The following is a 22,388-nucleotide window of genomic DNA, read 5'->3' as shown; positions in this document are numbered from 1 at the left end:
AAGAAAATATTGCTTGGCAAAGCCAAGTTCTTGTGGGCTTTTTCCTTAAGTAGCCCACAAGAAGTCATAATATACTAATCTTAACTGATATTCTAACAATGCCACCAAGGATAACCACATATATTTCTTTTGATTTAGAAGTTATCTTTATTCTCAACATATATCTGTGGTAGGAAAGATGCTAGGTTAGTAAACTCCTTAATGTTGTGAGCATAAAGGTTCTTTGGGACCTGTAGCGGTACACTTATCCCCTCAGGCATACCATTAATAAGCTCACCACTTTCTGTCATTATTACACCAACCCAGAATCTAGAGCAGAACATCACCCCATCCTTGTATGGATACCATTTGTGAGTCATCGCAGCTGCACAATTACCTTCCCCAACTGCACATACTAAAGACGTACACTTTTCTGTTCCAATAATGGACTCATCATATCCAAAATCTTTAGGTCTCTTGAAATTAAGTTTGAGAAAATCTGGACCAAAGCCTATATCTTCAATAATGTAGTGACTTACGCCCCAAGTTTTTTGATCCATTGGAACATTTGTATCTATAACGTAGTCCGCCATATCAACTCTTGCGAAATAGTGATCTTCAGGATCCCAGATTTTGTATCTTAAATCAGAACCCACACTATGCCAAGGGAACCACCAGTCAAGCATTTCAGGTGTAACTTTAGGCATATATGTTTCATTACAAAAGCCAATCCATCTGACATTGTGCCATAGCCTATCTGACAATACTCGCTGTCATCGCCACTTAAATATAAGTTTTTCTCGCTTAATGGAACAATCGATTTTTGAGAAGCCCCACCATTTAAAATATCTATTTTTTCTTGTGGAATCTCTGCCAGTTCTTTTTCATAGTATTTATAATAAGATAAGCTTCTTTCTTCCTTTGACACTGCAACTTTCATAATCCCCGTACTCCTTCCTACATTTATGGGAATGTCAGTCTGATTGGAATATTTGGATACTATCAAAATATTATTTATTTTTTGTGAAAAAAAGATTCAGATACTATCAAAAAATAATATCTAAATCCATGTAAAACAAATCTACCGTTTTGAGTGCTAATGCCTCAAGCCCTTAAATCTACAATTTTAAATTTTCTATAAATAATCGTTCAAACTCTGGGTTATCGTTGAGGATTACCACTTTGGCATTTGCTCGTATATCCTCTAACATTTCCGTATCTCCGTGTATTATATATTCAATATCACCATGTAATGAAGAATTTCCAACAGCTTCAAACTTGTTGATAAGCTCTGGTGGAAATATTCTTATTCCAGAAGCCGCCCAAATGCCTATAGAAGCCCCTAATCCTCCTGATACATAAAGATGTTCAATGTCATCAATAGAAGCGCCAGCTTCCTTTATAAGGAGCTCTATCGCCGAGCATATAGCTGACTTTGCAAGTAACACCTGTTGAATATCTTCCCCCGTCATGATTATATTTTCTGTGACCGGATATCCTTCTTCAGCATATTTTGAGATGAGTAAGCCTCCATCATCAATGAGCTTATTTCTATGAAGTTCATGAACTAAATCTATTACACCACTACCGCAAAGACCAATAGGTGCCTCACCACCAATTGTAGTAAATGAACATTTGCCATTATTTATACTTAAATGATTGATTGCGCCGCGCACTGATGCGACACCACAGCTTAAGCTCGCACCTTCCAATGCTGGGCCAGCAGAAGCAGAAGTACAAAAATATGTCTGACCATCAAAGTATACTATCTCAGCATTCGTTCCTAAATCAACCAGTAAGAATTTTTCATTTTCTCTTTTTTTATCTATGGCTTTCATTTTAAGATAATATAATCCCGAAACGATATCGCCGCCAACAAATGCACTTATCCCCGGCATGAAGAAAATATTTCTGCCTTTTTCCACAAAGCTAACGCTGTCTAATGTGTGTGGGACAAATGGATATTTTGCAAGTCCGTCTACAGTAAGCCCCAGTAACAAATGCGTCATAATAGTGTTTCCACTGAACACTATTTTGTTCATCATGAAATCCTCGCCAAGTATCTCCTTGCCAAGTTTTGTAAGGTCATCACGCACACAATTTTTTAATTCCTCGCCATGCCCATCAATAGCCGCCTTAACTCGTGTCATAACATCAGAGCCAAATTTTAGCTGGGTATTGGTGCAATTTCTTTGGCGAAGAATCTTGCCAGTATGCACGTCTATAACCGCTGTTGCAAGTGTGGTAGTACCAATATCAACAGCGATTCCTATATCTCTTTTATTCAAATCCTCATCTTCGGAAAGCTCGTCTGCAATGACAGAAGTGATTTCAGAAGCTAGAGACGCAGGGACTTCAATCTTGCAATCACGAGTTATTACGCACTTGCACCCTAATCTCCATCCTGCGCGCATGTCAGAAAAGTCTAATGCTCTTTCATCGTCAGAAGTCATCTGAGGCATGCCATAAGCAAATTTAATTGCGCAGCTCAAACATCTTCCTATGCCACCGCATGGGCGATAAAAACTAAGTCCCAGCTGCTCCATGGCATCCACAAAACTTATAGGACCATCTGTCCTCAATACATATTCCTTTTGAGGCTCGACACCTACAATAACTATCTTAATTTCCATAAGCCCTATCATATTCCTCTAACGAATGTAAATCCATTTTGAATTCACCTTCATTATCTAACAAAATTGTCATGTAAGTGTGTTCATGACTATTTTGCCTTGGAAATGCTATACTTCCAGGATTTGCTATAATCAAATCCTCATAATGATCAATTGTTGGAACGTGAGTGTGACCATAAAGAACAACATCGCAGCCCTTTTCATGAGCTGCTGCTGCAATCCTCTCGTAGCCATAATTCACTCCGTAATAATGTCCGTGTGTCAATAAGATTACATGCTTGCCTACTTCAAGAACTACTTCAGATGGAAGATTTGTGCCCCAATCACAGTTGCCGCATACACATTCGGCAGGAGCCTCGCTCATCATCCAAAGATTATCTTCCACACCCTGTCCATCTCCAAGATGATAAATCAAATCTGGCTTTTCAATCTCTATTGCATCCCTAAGATTTTCTGATTTGCCATGTGTGTCACTAACAACCAATATTTTCATACTTTTCAATTTCTTCCTTCATCATTCTTAAAGCCTTGCCTCTGTGGCTAATTGCATTTTTATCTTCTGGAGATAAGCTGGCTGTACTAACCTTTTTGTCCCATAGATAGAAAATAGGATCATAGCCAAAGCCATTTTCGCCCATTGGCTCATAACCTATGTAGCCTTCAATTGTTCCTCTGACACATTTTTCTGTTCCATCAGGGAAAACTGCGGCTACTGCACATACAAAACGAGCACTGCGGTCCTTTTCTTCTACGCCATTCAGACGCTCAATCAGATTAGCATTCTTAATATCGTAAGATGTGTCCTCACCCATATATCTAGCAGAATAAATGCCCGGTTCCTTGTTCAAAGCATCTATTTCTAAGCCACTATCATCTGCAAGAATAACCGCATCCTTTGCCAAATTTGCAATCGCTCTTGCTTTTATCAGAGAATTCTCTTCGAAAGTAGTTCCATTTTCCACAATATCGCAGTCAATGCCAGCTTCCTTCATGGACTTGATTTCGTATTTTTCCTCTCCAAGAATCTCTCGGATTTCACGCATTTTATTAGCATTACCTGTTGCAAAAATAATCTTCATTTTATCTCCTTATAATTGTAAATATTCAAGAACAGAATCGTATAAAGCCTGAGCTGCTTTTCTCTGGTATTCGCTGTCCTGCAACAAATCAAGCTCCCTTTGATTTGTCATAAAACCAACTTCAACTAAAGCCACCGGCGGCTTCGACATTCTGATGATGTATACTTCATCTCCAACCACTGTTCCTTTGGATTTAGAATCCAACTCTACCAACAGATGGTTTAGACAGATTGATGCGAACTTTTTAGACTCGCCTGATGAATCTCCTCCTTCATACATGACTTCAGTTCCGTTGATTGAAGACATTCGCCCCGAAGCTGTAGAGTTATTGTGTACAGACAAGAATAAATCCGCCTCTGAATCATTTGCAAGCCCTACTCTGTTAGCAAATGTAGGATTCGTGTCATCAGTTCTGGTGTAATAAACGCCTATGTTTTTATCATTTCTATCGAAAAGCTTCTTTAATTCAAGAACAATGCCAAGGTTAAGATCCTTTTCATAAACCCCACCCTTTGTTGCGCCAGGAACATTTCCTCCATGTCCCGCATCGACTACAACAACATAATCATATATTTCATGTGGGTCAATAAAATCAAGATAAACGCTTTCCCCCTCGGCGGTCATCTTTACCTCACGTATATCATCAAGCGTAATCTCTATAACTCCAACTAAATCCTCACTGTCGTAAGTCACATCAACAATATTATCTGATGAACCACGCATTGGATATTCACTGAAATAATCTTTACCAATTCCATTTATCGTAATTACGATAGTTTTATTAACGTAAATATTTTCAATATCTACACTTGCACTTGTAACATTTTTAGGCAGTAATAATCTAATTTGGTGCCCCTTAAGTACTGATTCACGGGTTGCCTCCCCCTCAGTCTCTAATTCTTCTGAACTAGATTTAAGCATATCCATAACAGATATTCTTCCACCCTTTAATTTATTGTCCTCTATTCTTAGGGCAATCATGTGCATATTAGGCACATATATCAAAATACAGCTCATGGCTATCGCTACCGCAAGTATAATCGCCGTAAAGGCGCCCATCACCTTCTGTTCCATTTTGCCATTAAAACATTCGACATCTGTTATTTGACGTCTGCTTCGTATACCTCCACAATATTGTTTGCATATGCTTTTATGCAAAGATTAGACTTTACCGCGTCTTCAACGTTCTCCCAGTCTAACCCATTATTACTAATAAAACCTTTTCCATCTGTAATATCAACTGCCTCTGTCATTTTGTCTGTAGCATACTCAACTGCTAACGGACGTTTGGTATCTGGAGTGTTGACATATAAAACTATTGCAAAGCTCTCTCCTTCTTGAACAGCTTTAGCAGAATTAAACTTAATAGTGTAATATCCCTTATCCTGCAAAGTGCCTGATGCAACTAATTCCTTGTCAGATAAGGTGCTTGTATTTTCATAATTAGATACAAAATAAAGCTGATAGCTTGTGTTCTCGCCTAAGGCATAGAAACCGGCTGCTTCTATCTGCTGGTCACTTTCAGCAACAAATGTATTAGCGCCATATGCCCATTGCTTGTTGTATCCAATCTGGCCTACCCATCCACATAAATCGCTCTGATAGATATAGCTGTATGTGTTATTAGTATCGATTTTGACATAAGATACAGCCTGATTACCTATGTTAGAGTCGTAGTATGATATGTAGAAAACTCCATCATCACCAAATCCAGTACCCCAACTGTTTTGACAAATGAAAGCACCATCCCCTGGCACCTTTTCACTGAAGCTTTCTGCAGGATATGTATCATCCCAACCTATAATAACCACATCGTGATTTGGTTTAGAATTGCCCACATAGCAATATGAATTGGTCAAGCGATTATAGCTGCTAGAACGTGTTAGATTAGAAGAAGATACACTAGCATATATAGATGACGAAACTCCACCGTACTGATATACAGCTTGCTTTATCTCGTCCAAATTCTCCGAATCATAAAAATGAGCTTCCTGTAAATGAACCTGCTGGTAGTTTTCATCTTTTAAAGCAGCCTGCTCTACCTCATTTTCAAGGACAGGCCCTTGCCATGCCAATAAATATGCAAGCGCCATGGTGTATTTTCCACCGACAGATTCATCCAATCCAAAGCTGTTGTCTTTAATCATTGAATCCACAGAAAACAGATAGCTTTTTGCTGGAAGCAATGATGATTCCAATGCCTCTAGTGAAGCGCATGCCCAACATGTTGCTGTGGAACCTTGATTACGGATTGTGCTAACCCTTTTGACATCACGCAAATCATATTTCTTAGGCAATATCGGCTCTTTATCGTACTCAATAGTAACAGTATAAGTGCTCTTATCGTACTCATATTTATAGCCGAAAACATTGCACAAATCCTCTATGCCAATATACAACTCTCCCAAATGAATTGAGGGAATGCATTCAAGCTCAACATCATCACCATTTTCTGTGGCAGTTGAATTGCCCTCTACAAATTCGTAGATATCATTTGTAACCTGCACCACCGCACTGTTATCATCTTCCATGAAAGCAGAGCCCTTTAGCACTGTACGAATAAATTCTAAAGAGCCAACAGGTGTAAGTGAATCATCGAGCATTGCATAGGCCTGAGTATTCGAGTACTGCTGTCCATTAATGTAAATCTTTAACTGACTGGAGTCGTTAAGATTCTTGGACATGAGAGGATACAAAACATCTTCGTTAAGCTGCGCACCTCTAAATGTCTCGACCGCTGAATACCTATCGTTCCAATTATTCAATTTCCAAACTAAGGTGAATACTATAAAAATAGCAAACAGCACATATCTCTTGGAAAGTTTCATTAATTTAGTCCTTCTTCTTTGGTTTAGGTCCTAAAAACTGGTAGAAATAAGTCTTTATCATTCCATTGTAAATCTTACGGTTCTTATCTGCTTTGCGCCCAATAGACTTTGGCGCATCCTCATAACTTGTAATAACATACATAGACCAGCTATCCAATCCCTTGAATGCCTGTCCAAGCTTGCCATATAACTCTGGCAATGCTTCCTTTTCCTCAAGTCTCTCGCCATATGGTGGATTGGTAAGAATAAATCCGTATTTTTTCGGATGGCGAAGCTCTCCCACATCTCTTGTCTGAAAATGAATGAGATGATCAACTCCTGCCTGCTTTGCATTGAGTCTTGCTATCTTAACCATTTCTGGATCTATATCAAATCCCTGCAAATCGCAATCCACATTAGTGTCGACTTCCGCTCTTGCTTCATCAAAGCAATCCTTCCAAGTCTGACCATCAATAAGATTGTCCCAATCCATGGATGTAAAATCTCTATTTAGTCCAGGTGCTATATGACAGGCCATCATTGCTGCCTCAATCAAAAAGGTACCTGAGCCACAGAATGGATCAACTAAAATCCTATCTGGATGCCAAGGTGTAAGCTGAATCAAGGCCGCAGCCATTGTCTCAGAAAGCGGAGCCTTGCTTGTGTATGTTCTGTAGCCTCTTTTGTGAAGTGGAACACCTGTCGAATCAAGGGTCACCACAACTTCATCCTTTAGTAAGAAGATTCTTCCAGGATAATCTGCCCCATCTTCTTTTAACCAATCAATATCGTAGTAAGATTTCATGCGCTCAGCCATAGCCTTTTTTACTATTCGCTGAATGTCTGTCAAAGAAAACAGCTTACTCTTAACAGATGTAGCCTTTGTAACCCAAAACTTACCATTCTTAGGAATATAATCTTCCCAAGGAAGAGCCTTGATTCCCTGAAAAAGCTCTTCGAATGTGGTAGCCTTAAATCTGCCTATTTCAATTAAAACTCTCTCTGCAGTTCTAAGATGTATGTTGGCCCTACAAATGGCTTCTGCATCACCAGTAAAGGTTACACGACCATCTGTAACCTCTGTGATATCGTATCCTAAATCATAGATTTCTCTTTTAAGTGGCGCCTCAAGTCCAAAGTGACATGGGCAACTGATTGTAAAAATATTATTCTTCATAAACTTCTTTCTATCTAAAAAACATTGTACTTTTCTATTATAGCGATTTTCCCCTTTTCCTTCCACATTTGCTTCCTATTATATGCGAAAATGTTGTATCATTATTACAAACATTGAGAATGATGGGAGAAAAAATGAAAAAATTTGTATCAGTAATAGCTATTTTAGCGGGCATCTCACTATGCGCATATGTAGGTATCCGCAACAACACCATAACCGAAATCAAAGACGAGATTGTCGCAGCAACAAATATCGATACAGGTTTCAACCATAGCTCATGGAAAAATTCCCACACCAAGGTCCGTGGAATCTATGTTACTGGCCCCACAGCCGGCACTGAACGCATAGATGAAATAATTCAACTAATAAATGACACTGAGTTAAACGCAATTGTTCTAGATGTCAAAGATGATAATGGAAATATCACTTTTAAGATGGATAATCCCGATGTCATCGCAACAGGCGCCTGCGTGCCATACATAGGTGACATAAACGCCCTTATGCAAAAGCTAAAGGCTAACGATATATACGTCATTGCACGTATCCCTTGCTTTAAAGACCCGACACTTGCAACTGTTCGCCCTGATTTAGCTCTATACACTGACACCGGCGAGCCTGTAACCGACGCCTGGGAAAATCCTTGGGTAAACCCATGCAAGGAAGAAGTTTGGGATTACAACATCAGCATTGCAAATACTTGTTGCGACTTAGGATTTGACGAAATACAATTTGACTACGTAAGATTTCCTGTTACCGCCAACTCTGATTCCGCTATATATGGAGCAGAGGTAAATGACGACAACAGGCAGGAATATATTGAAGCATTTCTCTCGAAAGCATGCAGTGAGCTTCACGCAAAAGATATGCCTGTTACTGCCGATGTTTTCGGAACCATAATAAAAAGTGAAGTAGACGCAGTGCATGTAGGCCAGGATTATAAAAGCCTAGCATCATCTTTAGATGCTCTCTGCCCAATGATTTATCCTTCCCACTATGCTGCCGGAGAATTTGGACTAGATGTGCCTGATGCTGCACCATACGAAACCATTTACGCAGCCCTCAACGGCTCCACTAATCTTCTTTCTGATGTGGATAATAAAGACTGTGCCGTAATCCGCCCTTGGCTCCAAGCTTTTAGTGCCTCTTGGGTTGAAGGCTATATTGAGTATGATGGCGCTGCAATCCGCAAGCAAATTCAGGCTGTCTATGATGCTGGCTACGACGAATGGATACTCTGGAACTCCAAGAGCAATTACAGCGCTGATGGCCTAGAACACTAATTGCAAAAATATTTTGAATATTTTTATTGCAATGCATATATTTATATATTATAATTCTTCTCGTAGCTAGGAGTTTCCTAGTTATACCCTTATTAATTATTTATACTCCCCTCAAAAAGACCGAATTCTCGGTCTTTTTTACTTCATAGGGCAGTATGCTGTTTTCGGGTTGCGTGCATCGAGTTTCCATTGCACACAACCCATTTTCCATTTATTGGGCTAATTACAGTGTTATCATTCACAGTTGCCAATAACATTGGACGCCCTCAACCCTGGTGGCGGCCTCCACTATACACATGGCGTGATTTTGCGAATATTGCTGTTATTCTTATGGGCCAAATTTATGCATCGCACATGTGTCTTGTTGCGGAATGAACCATTTTGAAAAATGTTTTTTAGGTGGCGGACACTTAAGTTTTAATGTACTTCTCAGGCTGAGGGGACTTGGTTTCATATTACGCTTGCTAAGTAACATGACAAAGCAGGTTTTGCATATATAATCACCGTGGCACATTCAACATCGTGTTTTAAGTGACCACTTGCGCTGCCGTCCATGGCAGCGCATGCTTATATATTGCAAAACCTGCTTTTATGTTACTAAGCTCGCTCCAAAATCAACCAAGTCCCCTTCAGTCTTAGAAGTACAAATTATTCTATGCTTTGTGTCCGCCAACTAAAAACTTTTTTCAAAATTGTACAGGCCTGCAAAAGACACATGTAAATAAAGATGCATAAATGGCCCATTAGAAAAACGCAATATTCTTGCAATGCGCCATGTGTATAGTAGAGGCCGCCGCCAGAGTTGAGGGCGTCACCACAAAACAAACTGTGAATGGTAACAATGAATTATCTATAAACAGAAAAACACCCTGCTACGAAAGTAACAGGGTGCGTAATATTCAGTTTTCATTTGAAATGTGCTAACGCCTCAGCGAAACGAACCTCATCAAAAGGTTTAATAACAAAATCCTTAGCTCCAGCCTCGATTGCTTCAATAACATAACACTTCTGCCCCATCGCACTAACTACAAGTATTTTGGCTTCTGGATCGTAATCAACAATCTGTTTGATTGCATCAATACCGTTTGAGCTCCTACCTATAGTGTGTCCATCTACAGTCATTGTAATGTCCATTGTAACTATATCAGGCTTAAACTCTTTGTATCTCTCAACTGCTGCATCGCTACAGTCAGCCTCTGCTACAACTGTGCAGCCATTTCTTTCAACTTCACCTCTGACAACAGCTCGCATAAATTTTGAGTCGTCAACAATAAGTACTGTTTTTCCCAAAAGAAATCCTCCTCACCTTTTATTGTTAATGGATGGATTAGGTTTATTATATCATGGTACTATGAATCTAAGTATGAATTTTATGTTAAAAAATTTTGCTCTTATGATTGAAAACTAGCAAATTCTAGGCAATCCTTCGCCTTGAAGAATATCTAAAAATCTTCGGCCACCAATGTTGGTCTTTATAATAAGTGCACCGCGTTCAGTGTCATCACTTGGGTTATCAATATTTCCTATAATGCAGGCATTTTCACCATATTTACAGCTGCGAATCACATCTACCGCAGCCTGGCCAAAATCCCTTGGTACAATAGCAACCAGCTTGCCTTCATTCCCCATATAAAGAGGATCTAGTCCCAACAAGCCGCAGAATGATTTGACCTGTGGGTCAACAGGAATCTTGTCTTGGCTAAGATTGAAGCATAGCCCTGATGCTAAAGCCAACTCCTTTAATACTGTGGCAAGTCCACCTCTTGTAACATCTCTAAGCACATGCACAGGGATATTCTGTTCGATAAGCTTGCCTACCATTTCCTGCAAAGGGGCATTATCGCTTACTATAGAGTTTTTGATTCCCATTCTCTGGCTAAGCACTGTAGCATGATGGTCACCTACATTCCCTGAAACAATAATAACATCATCAACAGCAGCATTTTTAGCCTTTATATCTATTCCTTTTGGAACAAATCCTACACCAGCAGTATTAATATAGATTCCACCATTTCCCTCAATTACTTTGGTGTCTCCTGCAACAATTTTTACTCCTGCCTCTTTAGCGGTGTCTGCCATAGATTTTACGATTCTTCTTAGAGTGGCTATATCAGCTCCTTCCTCTAGAATGAATCCGCAGGTAATGTACTTTGGAGTGGCACCTCGCATGCAAAGATCATTTACTGTACCACATATGCATAAGCGCCCGATATCTCCTCCCGGAAACTCCAGTGGAGTGACTACAAAGCTATCAGTAGTCATTGCTATAGTTGCATCCCCAGGTACTACAGCTGCATCTTCCATTTCTGATAAAACATCACTATCAAACTGAGACTCAAAAATCTCTCTTATCAAATTCCCTGTAGCACGACCACCAGAGCCATGCTCCATAATAATCTTGTCCATGTCATTCTCCTATCGTCTTACAAGATAAGCATTGAAGCAGCTGCCTTCTTCTGAAACCATGCAGGCTCCCTCAGGTGTCATTGGAGTACATACTTTTCCAAATAGCGGACAATCCACAGGCGAGGCCTTGCCCATCAGTATTTCTCCACAACGGCATGCTTTATTTTTCTTGTTATCCTCATCTAAACCAACGCTGCCAGCATCAAACCTTGCAAATTCCTTTTTTAAAACCAATCCAGAATGTGGTATTACTCCCATTCCTCGCCATACAACGTCTGCTGGTTCAAAATACTTATTAAGCTGAGATGTAATGATTTTATTTTCGGTGGCATCTACCACAGATGTATAGAAATTCTTGACCTGAGGTTGATTATTGATAACCATCTGAACCAGTCCATATATAGCAATCACCAGCTCTTTATCCCCAAAGCCCGATACTACAAATGGAATCTGATATTTTTCTGCCAATCCATTAAAATAATCTGCTCCAGTTATTGCACTAACGTGTCCTGGTGCTATAAATCCGTCTATCATCGCACCATTGTCACATAGATATGAAATAGCTCCTGGCATAGTCTTTAGGGCTGTCAAAATTTTGATGTTCTTAAGGTTCTTTGCCACCGCGTTGTCCAAGAGCAATGTGTACACTGGAGCTGTAGTTTCAAAACCGACTGCTGCAAACACATAATTTTTCTCAGGATGAGCTGAAGCAAGCGCTAAGACGTCCATAGGAGAATAAACCATCTCCACTGAACCGCCGTGGCCCTTTGCCTCATTTAGGCTCTCCTTAGAGCCTGGAACTCTTAACAAATCACCAAAGGTAACTACTGTGGTATCCGGCATTAAGCTCAGCTCTATCAGCCTGTCGACATAGGCTGTAGGCGTCACACACACCGGGCATCCTGGCCCTGAAATAAGCTCAATTTTAGGTGATAAAATATCCCTGATACCATGAGTTGCAATAGCATGGGTATGACTGCCGCATACCTCCATTAGTCTGAGGCTCCTACCATCATAGTTTCTTAAAAAGTCTACTACATCAGAAATCTCCATTAGCCTTCCAGACCTCCCATAAGCTCGATTATCTCCTCTGCCTCGCTCTTTTTCAAAGTCTGAATAACGCAGCCCGCATGGACCAAAGCATAGTCCCCTTCTTTTACGTTAACAAGCCCTGCATAGGCTTCTACTTCATTACCATTAAAATCTACAGTAACTTTACCATCCTTTAATTTCTTAACCAATCCTGGTATTGCTACACACATAATTCCCCCACCTTTTTATTATTATCGTCTTTTACAGTTTATCATAGATTCCTGTTTTGATCTGAAATACTTGAATCATACTGGGACAAATAAGCCTGTCCCACACATATTCCGCCATCACCTGGTGGCAGCTGTTCTGAAATGTATGTTTCAAACCTTAATTGCTTCAGATTACTAATCGTTCTCTCTAACAAAATACTGTTAAGAAATGTTCCACCAGACAAGACAATCTGCCTTATTCCATTATTTTTGGCCACTGCCACAATATAATCAGAAACAGCATAAATAAATCCTCTGGCAATTGAAGCTTTATCTGCACCATTATTTATCGCATTTACGATACTAATAAACAGCTCTTTACAATCTCCATCTACACCTATCTGAAGCTCAAGAGCACCATCAGTTTTAGCTGCAAGATTTTCCAGTTCTACCGGTGCCTGCCCCTCATAGGAATTGTAATGGCATATATCAAGCATTGCAGATACTGCATCAAATAGTCTTCCCATTGATGTAGATGTCACTACATTTATATTGTTGTTAATAGCAGCACCTATTATGGATTTATTTGGATTTGGGTCATGTTCATTAAGTCCATAGTGTTGCAAAAATCCCGACAGTATCGTGTCACAGTTTCTGGCCCCTTCATCACCACCGATTAATTTTACAGGGGCAAGATGCGCCACTCTTTCCATTTCATCTGAACCATTCCATAAAAACGTTTCGCTTCCCCATATTGTTCCGTCATCACCATAGCCTGTACCATCAAATGCAAATCCAAGTACAGGTCCTTTGAGTTTATGCTCGGCAATCACCGATGCAACATGGGCTTTGTGATGCTGCACTTCGCATATTGGCAACTTATCATCTATCGCATATACGTTATTTGTAGTTCTGCTAAAATAGCCTGGGTGTTTATCAACAACCAAACGCTTTGGAGCAAATCCAAATATTGTTTCCATCGCCTTCTTTTCATTCTTATAAAAGTTTTGGCAACTGACAGTATTTAAATCTCCAAGATATTGGGATACATAAGCCAAACCATTTTTTACATAGCAGAAGCTCGATTTTAGATCTCCACCTGCAGCAAACACCTCTCCTTTAATATCCACTGAAATAGGATTTGGCACAAAACCTCTAGCCCTTCTGATGAACTGCTGCAGGCCACATACTACTTTCATAACAGAATCGTCCATAGGACGAAGAATCCTTCTATTATGGCTAAGAATACCTAAAGAAATATCGTCCATATCTCCTGATGCATGCCTTTCCTCCAGCCACTGTATCATTTTCTCATCATCTGTCTCAAGCACATCTCCACTTGCATTTCCACTTGTCATTACAAGAGGTCCAAGTTCGTGGGATAAAATCATCTGGAGCGGATTACATGGCAACATAGCCCCTATATTAGGACTATCATTGCAGACATTAAAGGCCAGCGTTTTTTCTGCATCAGATTTAGCTTTTAATAAAACAATAGGCCTGGCACTGCTTTCTAAAAACATTTGCTCCTGTTCATTCACAAAACAGTTTGCTCTAATCTGCTCTGTATTTTCAAACATAACAGCAAAAGCCTTTGCCTCGCGATGCTTTAGTTTTCTAAGAGCCGCAACTGCCCCCTCATCATATGGATTGCAGGCCAGGTGATAACCACCTATATCCTTTACTGCCAAAATACCACCACTTTTTATAAGCTCTATAGCCTGGCTTATGGCATAATTATCGCTATTATAATTTTCTAAATATTTACCTGTGAACTTTCTGTGAACGACATTTTTTGCAGGATTTCCTGCATCACCACCAATATGGGTAAATTTAAGCCTCGGACCACACTTTTTGCAGGCAATTGTTTGGGCATGGCGACGTCTATCCAGTCTTCCCAGATACTCATTTCTACAATTATCACACATATCAAAATCATCCATTGTGATTGTATCTCGGTCATATGGAAGCTTTTCAATGATAGAATACCTTGGACCGCATAATGTGCAGCTTATAAAAGGATGCAGATAGCGCCTATTCGCAGGATCAAACAATTCTGCTTTACATTTATCACAAGTTGCTATATCTGCAGGAATTAACGGTAGATTTGCCTGCTCGTCCCTATCCGACTCAAGTATCTCAAAGCCTGTACACTCCTCTCCTATATAGGAATCAACCTTCACCTCTTCTATACAGGTAATGAAACCTCCAGTAGGTACTTCATCCTGGATTCGAATTCGTAACATATTAATCGAGGATTCATTTCCAGCTGCGAGTATAGTAACTATTCCACCTGTGTTTCTAACCCAGCCATCTATATTCAGTTCATCTGCCAATCTTGCAACAAAGGGGCGGAATCCAATTCCTTGGACCAGCCCCTTAACAACAAACTTCTTTATCATGTTTTAAATTAATCCTGCTATACCACAAGCTAATACAATAATTCCTAGAACTATTCTATACCAACCAAACACTTTGAAATCGTGCTTTTTAATATATCCCATCAAGAATTTAATAACAAACATGGAAACGATGAACGCTACCACCATACCAACTAGTAAGATAGCAGCTTCCATGCCACTGAAACTAAATCCAAACTTTAATATCTTTAACAAACTTGCGCCAAACATAACTGGAATCGCAAGATAAAATGTGTACTCTGCAGCAACTGTACGAGAAACACCAATCAAAAGTGCACCTACTATAGTAGCGCCTGAACGAGATGTTCCAGGGAATATAGCTGCAATTAACTGGAATATACCAATCAGTAATGCTGTAGTGTAAGTGATATCTGCCACCGCATTTATCTTTGCTTTATGGCCAGCTTTCATGTTCTCAACGATAATAAATGCCACACCAAAAATGATAAGCATAATAGCAACTGTTGTGTAGTTGTAGAATAGCTCTTCGAAGAGATCATCCCATAATAAACCTACAACAGCCGCTGGCACACAGGAAACTAATATGTGAAACCATAATACAAAAATATCTGTCTTAATCCATGCGCCTAATCCGGATTTTGCTAAAGGCGCTTTATTATCCTTTTTGCCGAATGGCCATATCTTATTCCAAAAGATAAGCACTACAGCAAGTATTGCTCCAAGCTGTATAACTACCTGAAACATGCTGTAAAACTCTTCTGATACATTGAGCTTTACGATTTCATCCAAAAGAATCATATGGCCTGTGCTACTAATAGGAAGCCATTCTGTGATTCCTTCCACTACACCAAATAGTATTGCCTTTAATATTTCTAGCATGCTTAAATATTTTCCTTCCAGTTGTTCTTATGTCGTTTTTCTTCTAGCATCTTTTCCTGCTCTTCAAGCTTTGTCTGCATGATAGCATTATTAAGCTGAAGCATCTTAGTATCCATCATAGATACAATTTCAGAACACTCTCGCAAGTCGCGGCTGATATATTCTGGTGCATTACCTTCAAATTTGTAATAAATCTTGTGCTCAAGACTTGCCCAGAAATCCATTCCGATCGTACGAATCTGAATCTCTACTTTTGTATCAACCGTCTTATCTGAAAGATATATAGGAATAGTCACCAACATATGGTAACTCTTATATCCAGATGGCTTAGGATTTTTGATGTAATCCTTTATTGAAACTACTGTAACATCAGTCTGTCTACCAATCATTTCAGCAATTTGGTAAATATCTGATGTGAACGAGCACACTATTCTAACACCTGCTATATCATTACAATGCTCAATCATGTTAGGTATAGAGATCTCGTACCCATTCTTTTTAAGTTTCTTGACTATGCTCTCAGGAGTTTTAACTCTAGTCTTAATGTATTCAATTGGATTGTATTGATGTACCTGCTGAAATTCATCATTAAGAATCTCAACCTTTGTACGGAATTTTTTAATAGCTGATTCATACAATAACATGACAGTGTTCCATGAATTTACACCATCATCAGGAAACATACCTAAATCCACAGTGAATCACCTCCCCAAATTATTTCACTATATATAATACCACAAAATCCTGAAGAATTATTATTTATTATCTAATCCTCTTCAATAACATGAATCTCCAGGTAATCGAAAGGTATTTCGTCTACAAAATTGTCGCTATTAAACCTAGCCTTACCATGTCTTTTGAACTCTCGGATGGTAGAATCAAACCACACTGGCTTACTTGTATCAAACTCATAACAAGCCTTATCAACTGCGTTAAAAATCTTGTGTGTGCGAGTTTCTTCTGAATCATCCTCCACCATAAAGTCATGAAGCATGTGATTATCTTTCCACGATTTAAACCATATTCGCATATATTCAATCCTCTAAACTACAATTGACAAAAAATAAATGCCAATTTGCATTGACATTTATCTTAGTCATTATTTTCTCTGTCGATGAGTTTCATACATAAGCAAGCTTGCCGCAACTGATGCGTTAAGGGATTCCAGCTTGCCTTCCATTGGTATCTTAAGATAGCTTGTAGCCATCTTAGATATATCATCACTAAGACCATTGCCTTCGTTTCCAATCATAAAAGCAGTAGGCCCTGTAAAATCCATTTCATCATAATACCTATCGCCTTTTAAATGAGCAGCGTAGACTGCTACGCCATGCTCATCCTCAATAGCTTTGATAGTAGATGCTAAATCCTGCACTATGATATGTGGCACCCTAAAAATGCTGCCCATGGTTGAACGGACAACCTTAGGTGAGTATAAATCTACCGATGTAGAATTAATGATAATACCGGTAGCACCTGCGCCCTCTGCTGTACGGATGATTGTCCCCATATTGCCTGGATCCTGCAGTGTCTCTAAAATGACAATATGTGCAGGCTTTCCTGTAGAAGTTCCTAGCACATCCTCTAATGAGAAATCCTGCATCTTAACAACAGCAAGAACTCCCTGAGGTGTAACCGTATCACACATGGATTTAAAAACCGATGTAGCCACTTCTTCTATTGAAGCTTGAGACGCTCTTGATGAAAGCTCCTTAAGGAAGGCTTTTCCTTCATCTGTATTAGCGAACCCTTCCACGTAATAAACTGCAGTAAGCAATTCACCTGGCACTTCCGCCACAGCTCTGATACCCTCAACCACAAAAAGCCTTTGAGCTTTACGCTCTCTGGCTTTTTTGTTAAGTGCAATTATATTTTTGATTTGATTATTATTCGTACTTGTAATCATTGTTCAAAGATTTGCAAATCTGATATTGATATTCGTCAACGTCCTTCTTCATAGCAAGAGCTTCATCGATATCAAAATCAACGAACTCACCATGTCTGTAACCAACTACTCTATTTGTCTTGCCTTCGCAAAGAAGATCAACTGCCATAGCACCCATTGTAGATGCGTATACACGATCCTTACATGTAGGTGAACCACCACGCTGCATGTGACCAAGGATTGTAGCACGTGTCTCAATACCTGTAGCTGCCTCGATACGCTTAGCCATTGAAGTAGAATGACCGATACCTTCAGCATTGATAATGATATGATGCTGCTTACCCTTCTTACGTCCTTCGATGATATGATTTACAAGTCTCTGTTCATCATAATCGTATCTCTCTGGAAGAAGAACATCCTCAGCACCGTTAGCAATACCGCACCAAAGAGCGATATAACCAGCGCCACGTCCCATAACCTCGATGATAGAACAACGCTCGTGTGATGTAGATGTATCACGAACCTTATCGATAGCTTCCATAGCTGTGTTAACAGCTGTATCGAAACCGATTGTATATTCTGTACATGCGATATCAAGATCGATTGTGCCTGGAAGGCCGATTGTATTGATACCGAAATGTGAAATCTTCTGTGCACCCTTGAATGAACCGTCACCACCAATAACAACAAGTCCATCAATGCCTGCCTCACGGCACTTCATAGCAGCCTTTTCCTGATATTCAGGATCAAGCATCTCTAAACAACGAGCTGTCTGAAGAATAGTACCGCCTCGCTGAATAGTCTCAGAAACGCTATGAGCGTTCATATCTATAATCTCGCCAGATAATAATCCTGCGTAGCCCCTTCTAATTCCCTTTACTGTCTTTCCTCTAGCAATAGCCTGACGAACAACCGCACGAATTGCAGCGTTCATACCAGGAGCGTCGCCACCGGATGTAAGAACACCTATTGTGTTTACCTTATCTGCCATTTGATAAATCCTCCTAAATCAATCCCTCTTCATAACAATTCCAATCTATTTTATCCTCTTTTGTTAGTGTTTTCAATATAAAAACATACAAAATTTGAGCTGATTAGCGAAATTTTTTGCCATTGGAAGCAAACTCTATTTTCTTTTCAACCACCTTAACGTTTTCCTCGCCAAACAATTCTTGAAGAGTAGATATGTTTTCAGCGGAAGCCTCTACGCTGTAATTGGCGCCCATTCTCTTGATTGCCTTCTCTTCCACGAGATAAATGCACAGACCATCATTTCCGTCCATATTTCGAATAGCGCTAAGCAGTTTTGGTTCTTCTGTGCCATATACTTCCTTGTTTTTAAACTGAATCCATATTTCACGTTTACAGTCATCAAATGATTTAACGTCTGAGCAAATAAGCACAGCTTCACGCTCATCATCGCTCTGAACCCTGCCCTTAATAAACACCTTGCTTCCTTCAGCTACTAGTGGGCGCACTCTATCGTAAGTCTTAGAGAATGCAAGGACCTTAGCAGATCCTGTAAGATCTTCTAGTACTATGTTGCCATAGGCATTGCCCTTTCCAGAATATTTAAGCTCTGATTTGGTTACGATACCTCCAATAACAACTTCATCACCATCCTTTATTGAAGTGTCATTGTTGTCCTCTTCCATGTTAAAGCCTTCTTCTTCGGATTCGCCCTTTGCAGCAAACTCAATCGCATGAGCAGTGACATTCTTTTGGAGGATTGGAATATATTCATCCAAAGGATGTCCACTAACGTAAACTCCCATTAGCTCTTTTTCAAAAGCCAGCTTCACTTCTCTAGGAAACTCTTCAGCATCTGGAAGTGTAATTTTCAAATCTTCTTTTTGTTCTTCACTTGCAAAATCAAATAAAGACATCTGGCCTTCCATTGAAGTCTTACGTTCTTTATTAATTGAATCCATTATCTGCGAATAGATAAGGGTCTTTTGATGTCTGTTTCCATCTAATGTATCTAATGCACCTGCTTTTATGAGGTTTTCAATTGTACGCTTGTTAGCATCGTATTTTGTAACACGCTTGATAAAATCCTCAAGATCTCGGTACATGCCGTTTTGCTCACGGTCATAAATAATAGCTTCGACTGTGTTACTTCCTACAGATTTGATTGCAGAAAGACCATAGCGAATCTTGCCATTATCTACAGAAAAATCTGCCTCACCATAATTAACATCCGGAGGTAATAATTCGATTCCAGACTCTCTACATTCAGCTATATATGCTGCAATTTTTGTACTGCTGTTAAGAACTGATGTCATAAGGGCAGCCATGTATTCCAAACGATAGTACTTTTTAAGGTAAGCAGTCTGAACCGCAACATAGGAATAAGCCGCAGCATGAGATTTATTGAAACCGTACTCAGCGAATGGCATAAGCTGATCAAAAAGCCAATCTGCTTCTTCTGCAGAAATGCCATTTTTATCAAAGCATCCCTGTACAAATGCAGGACGCTCTGCTGCCAGCTTATCTCTCTTTTTCTTGCTCATCATTCGACGAACATTATCAGCTCGACCCATTGTGTAGCCGGCGCAGGTAGTCATGATTTGCATAACCTGTTCCTGGTAAACCGGGAATCCATAAGTATCTGAAAGCACATCCTTCAAGATAGGGAATCGCTCTATAAAAGGTGACTGCTTGCCAGTATTTTTACAATCAATGATGTTAGGAATGAAATCCATTGGACCTGGACGATAAACGGCATTGGCCAAAATTAAATCTCCGATTTGAGTCGGATTTAATTGCTTAAGAAGGTTCTTCATTCCTGGTGATTCAAACTGGAATACACCATCAGTCTTGCCTTCTGCGAAGAGCTCCATAACGCCTTTATCATTGTAATCAATCTCGTGCATATCAAGCTTTACGCCATAGTTTTTCTCTACCTGCTTGATTGTGTCATTAATTACAGTAAGGTTTCGAAGACCAAGGAAATCCATCTTTAAAAGACCAATATCCTCAATAACTTCTTTTTCGTATTGAGTGATAATGACATCTCCCTTGCCAAGTGCAAGAGGCATATATTCGTCAGTAGGCTTTCCTGAAATAACTACACCAGCAGCATGTACTCCAGTGTTTCTAGGAAGACCTTCCAAGCTTTTACAAATATCAAGAAGCTGCTTTACCTGTGGGTCACTTTCGTATAAAGCCTTAAGCTCACCGCTGTATTGTAAAGCTGTTTCGATAGTAACCTTTTTATCTGGAATAACATCCGGGATAAGCTTTTTAATGCTGTTAGTGTAAGGGATTGGAAGTCCCATTACCCTACCTACATCCTGCACAACGCTCTTTGGCTTAAGTGTACCGAAAGTAACAATCTGAGTAACGCAATCATCTCCATATTTCTTTCGAACGTAGTCGATAACCTCTTCTCTTCCTTCTGGATCGAAGTCCGTATCAATATCAGGCATGGAAACACGCTCTGGATTTAAGAATCGCTCAAATACCAGATTGTATTTCATAGGGTCTATATCTGTGATTCCTGTTGTGTAACTAATCAGCGAACCTGCTGCAGAACCTCTTCCTGGGCCAACTGGAATGCCGTGTGTTCTTGCATAATTTATAAAATCCCAAACAATAAGAAAATATTCAACATAGCCCATCTCTCTGATGGTGTTAAGCTCGTAGGTAAGGCGTTCCTCGTAGAGCTTTGAATCATCACCATAGCGTTCTTTCAAGCCGTCAAAGCACAGCTTGTTGAGGTATGTCCATGCATCATATCCTTCAGGCACTGCAAATGGTGGCAAACCTGCAATATGATACTGAATCTCTACATTACATCTATCTGCTATTTCCTGCGTACGATATACTGCATCCTTCGCATAAGGGAATAACTCAAGCATTTCTTCCTCAGATTTTACGTAGAACTCTTCTGTTTCAAAACGCATTCTATCCACGTCTTCCAGCTTGGCAGCTGTCTGGATGCAAAGCAGAACATCGTGACTATATGCATCTTCCTTGTTGGTATAGTGACAGTCGTTTGTGGCTACAAGTGGAATCCCCGTCTCTTTTGAAAGTCTGAGCAATCCCTGATTAACATCCTTTTGCTCCGCTATTCCATGATCTTGCATTTCAAGGAAATAATTATTTGCACCGAAGCAGTCTCTATACTGTATTGCAACTTTTTTTGCTTCTTCATAGTCGCCTCTGGCAAGTGCTCTTGCCACCTCTCCCGCAAGGCAGGCAGAAAGACAGATGATGCCCTCGTGATATTTTTCGATTGTTGCAAAATCTACACGAGGCTTGTAGTAGAAGCCTTCCACATATCCAACAGAAACAATCTTCATAAGGTTGTGATAACCAATATCATTTTCTGCAAGCAAAATAAGGTGATAGTATCTATCCTCACCCTTCACCATTTCTCTATCAAATCTGGAACCGGGAGCCACATATACTTCGCAGCCAATAACAGGCTTGAGCCCCTGCGCCATACACTCATCATAAAACTTAGTGACACCGTACATATTTCCATGGTCAGTGATAGCTGCTGCTGTCATGCCCATGTCCAAACACTTTTTTACGTAGGATTTGATTTTATTGGAACCATCCAAAAGTGAATATTCAGTATGTGTGTGTAGATGTACAAAACTCAAATTTATAACCTCTTTCTGTTTTGGAATA

General features: G+C 39.7%; 20 protein-coding genes. 1 reads left to right on the top strand and 19 read right to left on the bottom strand.

Annotation, left to right across the window (positions count from 1 at the left end):
- Positions 1-134: 134 nt before the first annotated feature.
- From T498_RS15020 to T498_RS0105540, 8 genes are all read right to left on the bottom strand, one after another.
- Positions 135-686, bottom strand: coding sequence for a DAPG hydrolase family protein (locus T498_RS15020; RefSeq protein ID WP_242839208.1), 552 nt, complete (start codon positions 684-686; stop codon positions 135-137).
- On the bottom strand, positions 620-919 hold the full coding sequence (locus tag T498_RS17060) for a hypothetical protein (RefSeq protein WP_242839207.1): 300 nt from the start codon (positions 917-919) through the stop codon (positions 620-622). The genes T498_RS15020 and T498_RS17060 overlap by 67 nt, the downstream gene beginning before the upstream one ends.
- Positions 920-1,097: 178 nt before the next feature.
- Positions 1,098-2,612 (bottom strand): ASKHA domain-containing protein, encoded by a 1,515-nt coding sequence (locus tag T498_RS15015; protein WP_197019922.1) that lies wholly within the window; start codon positions 2,610-2,612, stop codon positions 1,098-1,100.
- Positions 2,602-3,105 (bottom strand): metallophosphoesterase family protein, encoded by a 504-nt coding sequence (locus T498_RS0105560; RefSeq protein ID WP_028235058.1) that lies wholly within the window; start codon positions 3,103-3,105, stop codon positions 2,602-2,604. Before T498_RS0105560 ends, T498_RS15015 begins: the two co-directional genes overlap by 11 nt.
- Entirely contained in the window at positions 3,086-3,691 is a 606-nt protein-coding gene (gene rdgB, locus T498_RS0105555) for an RdgB/HAM1 family non-canonical purine NTP pyrophosphatase (protein WP_028235057.1), read from the bottom strand. The genes T498_RS0105560 and rdgB overlap by 20 nt, the downstream gene beginning before the upstream one ends.
- 9 nt (positions 3,692-3,700) lie before the next feature.
- Positions 3,701-4,765, bottom strand: a complete 1,065-nt coding sequence (locus tag T498_RS0105550; protein WP_028235056.1) for an N-acetylmuramoyl-L-alanine amidase family protein — start codon at positions 4,763-4,765, stop codon at positions 3,701-3,703.
- A gap of 26 nt (positions 4,766-4,791) precedes the next feature.
- Positions 4,792-6,519, bottom strand: coding sequence for a lectin like domain-containing protein (locus T498_RS0105545; RefSeq protein ID WP_028235055.1), 1,728 nt, complete (start codon positions 6,517-6,519; stop codon positions 4,792-4,794).
- Positions 6,520-6,523: 4 nt separating this feature from the next.
- Positions 6,524-7,675: a THUMP domain-containing class I SAM-dependent RNA methyltransferase gene (locus T498_RS0105540; RefSeq protein WP_028235054.1), complete on the bottom strand. Its 1,152-nt coding sequence runs from the start codon at positions 7,673-7,675 to the stop codon at positions 6,524-6,526.
- Between the two features lie 134 nt (positions 7,676-7,809).
- Here T498_RS0105540 and T498_RS15010 point away from each other — a divergent pair, with 134 nt between their 5' ends.
- On the top strand, positions 7,810-8,955 hold the full coding sequence (locus T498_RS15010) for a putative glycoside hydrolase (RefSeq protein ID WP_051524620.1): 1,146 nt from the start codon (positions 7,810-7,812) through the stop codon (positions 8,953-8,955).
- A 906-nt stretch (positions 8,956-9,861) separates the two neighbouring features.
- Here T498_RS15010 and T498_RS0105530 read toward each other — a convergent pair.
- From T498_RS0105530 to T498_RS0105480, 11 genes are all read right to left on the bottom strand, one after another.
- Positions 9,862-10,245, bottom strand: a complete 384-nt coding sequence (locus tag T498_RS0105530; protein WP_028235053.1) for a response regulator — start codon at positions 10,243-10,245, stop codon at positions 9,862-9,864.
- A gap of 114 nt (positions 10,246-10,359) precedes the next feature.
- On the bottom strand, positions 10,360-11,361 hold the full coding sequence (hypE, locus tag T498_RS0105525; protein ID WP_028235052.1) for a hydrogenase expression/formation protein HypE: 1,002 nt from the start codon (positions 11,359-11,361) through the stop codon (positions 10,360-10,362).
- A gap of 9 nt (positions 11,362-11,370) precedes the next feature.
- Complete coding sequence (hypD, locus tag T498_RS0105520; RefSeq protein WP_051524619.1) at positions 11,371-12,414, bottom strand: hydrogenase formation protein HypD; 1,044 nt, start codon at positions 12,412-12,414, stop codon at positions 11,371-11,373.
- A complete protein-coding gene (locus T498_RS0105515; RefSeq protein WP_028235050.1) occupies positions 12,414-12,623 on the bottom strand; it encodes a HypC/HybG/HupF family hydrogenase formation chaperone in 210 nt (69 codons plus the stop codon). Before T498_RS0105515 ends, hypD begins: the two co-directional genes overlap by 1 nt.
- Before the next feature lie 41 nt (positions 12,624-12,664).
- Complete coding sequence (gene hypF, locus T498_RS15005) at positions 12,665-15,004, bottom strand: carbamoyltransferase HypF (RefSeq protein ID WP_051524618.1); 2,340 nt, start codon at positions 15,002-15,004, stop codon at positions 12,665-12,667.
- Positions 15,005-15,007: 3 nt separating this feature from the next.
- Positions 15,008-15,862, bottom strand: a complete 855-nt coding sequence (locus T498_RS0105505; RefSeq protein ID WP_028235049.1) for an undecaprenyl-diphosphate phosphatase — start codon at positions 15,860-15,862, stop codon at positions 15,008-15,010.
- Positions 15,863-15,864: 2 nt separating this feature from the next.
- Positions 15,865-16,545, bottom strand: coding sequence for a GTP pyrophosphokinase (locus T498_RS15000; RefSeq protein WP_036977922.1), 681 nt, complete (start codon positions 16,543-16,545; stop codon positions 15,865-15,867).
- A gap of 83 nt (positions 16,546-16,628) precedes the next feature.
- Positions 16,629-16,892: a hypothetical protein gene (locus T498_RS0105495; protein ID WP_028235048.1), complete on the bottom strand. Its 264-nt coding sequence runs from the start codon at positions 16,890-16,892 to the stop codon at positions 16,629-16,631.
- A gap of 69 nt (positions 16,893-16,961) precedes the next feature.
- A complete protein-coding gene (locus T498_RS0105490) occupies positions 16,962-17,768 on the bottom strand; it encodes a TrmH family RNA methyltransferase (protein ID WP_028235047.1) in 807 nt (268 codons plus the stop codon).
- On the bottom strand, positions 17,749-18,738 hold the full coding sequence (pfkA, locus tag T498_RS0105485) for a 6-phosphofructokinase (protein WP_028235046.1): 990 nt from the start codon (positions 18,736-18,738) through the stop codon (positions 17,749-17,751). Before pfkA ends, T498_RS0105490 begins: the two co-directional genes overlap by 20 nt.
- 103 nt (positions 18,739-18,841) lie before the next feature.
- Positions 18,842-22,360, bottom strand: a complete 3,519-nt coding sequence (locus T498_RS0105480) for a DNA polymerase III subunit alpha (RefSeq protein WP_028235045.1) — start codon at positions 22,358-22,360, stop codon at positions 18,842-18,844.
- Positions 22,361-22,388: the final 28 nt, after the last annotated feature.

The organism is Pseudobutyrivibrio sp. MD2005, assembly GCF_000621865.1.
GTDB lineage: Bacteria > Bacillota > Clostridia > Lachnospirales > Lachnospiraceae > Pseudobutyrivibrio.
This window is presented reverse-complemented; position numbering and strand designations above follow the sequence as displayed.

Coding starts and splice junctions, on each gene's coding strand:
- T498_RS15020 (WP_242839208.1), bottom strand. CDS start 686: ATGCCTAAAGTTACACCTGAAATGCTTGACTGGTGGTTCCCTTGGCAT.
- T498_RS17060 (WP_242839207.1), bottom strand. CDS start 919: ATGAAAGTTGCAGTGTCAAAGGAAGAAAGAAGCTTATCTTATTATAAA.
- T498_RS15015 (WP_197019922.1), bottom strand. CDS start 2,612: ATGGAAATTAAGATAGTTATTGTAGGTGTCGAGCCTCAAAAGGAATAT.
- T498_RS0105560 (WP_028235058.1), bottom strand. CDS start 3,105: ATGAAAATATTGGTTGTTAGTGACACACATGGCAAATCAGAAAATCTT.
- rdgB (WP_028235057.1), bottom strand. CDS start 3,691: ATGAAGATTATTTTTGCAACAGGTAATGCTAATAAAATGCGTGAAATC.
- T498_RS0105550 (WP_028235056.1), bottom strand. CDS start 4,765: ATGGAACAGAAGGTGATGGGCGCCTTTACGGCGATTATACTTGCGGTA.
- T498_RS0105545 (WP_028235055.1), bottom strand. CDS start 6,519: ATGAAACTTTCCAAGAGATATGTGCTGTTTGCTATTTTTATAGTATTC.
- T498_RS0105540 (WP_028235054.1), bottom strand. CDS start 7,675: ATGAAGAATAATATTTTTACAATCAGTTGCCCATGTCACTTTGGACTT.
- T498_RS15010 (WP_051524620.1), top strand. CDS start 7,810: ATGAAAAAATTTGTATCAGTAATAGCTATTTTAGCGGGCATCTCACTA.
- hypE (WP_028235052.1), bottom strand. CDS start 11,361: ATGGACAAGATTATTATGGAGCATGGCTCTGGTGGTCGTGCTACAGGG.
- hypD (WP_051524619.1), bottom strand. CDS start 12,414: ATGGAGATTTCTGATGTAGTAGACTTTTTAAGAAACTATGATGGTAGG.
- T498_RS0105515 (WP_028235050.1), bottom strand. CDS start 12,623: ATGTGTGTAGCAATACCAGGATTGGTTAAGAAATTAAAGGATGGTAAA.
- hypF (WP_051524618.1), bottom strand. CDS start 15,004: ATGATAAAGAAGTTTGTTGTTAAGGGGCTGGTCCAAGGAATTGGATTC.
- T498_RS0105505 (WP_028235049.1), bottom strand. CDS start 15,862: ATGCTAGAAATATTAAAGGCAATACTATTTGGTGTAGTGGAAGGAATC.
- T498_RS15000 (WP_036977922.1), bottom strand. CDS start 16,545: ATGTTTCCTGATGATGGTGTAAATTCATGGAACACTGTCATGTTATTG.
- T498_RS0105495 (WP_028235048.1), bottom strand. CDS start 16,892: ATGCGAATATGGTTTAAATCGTGGAAAGATAATCACATGCTTCATGAC.
- T498_RS0105490 (WP_028235047.1), bottom strand. CDS start 17,768: ATGATTACAAGTACGAATAATAATCAAATCAAAAATATAATTGCACTT.
- pfkA (WP_028235046.1), bottom strand. CDS start 18,738: ATGGCAGATAAGGTAAACACAATAGGTGTTCTTACATCCGGTGGCGAC.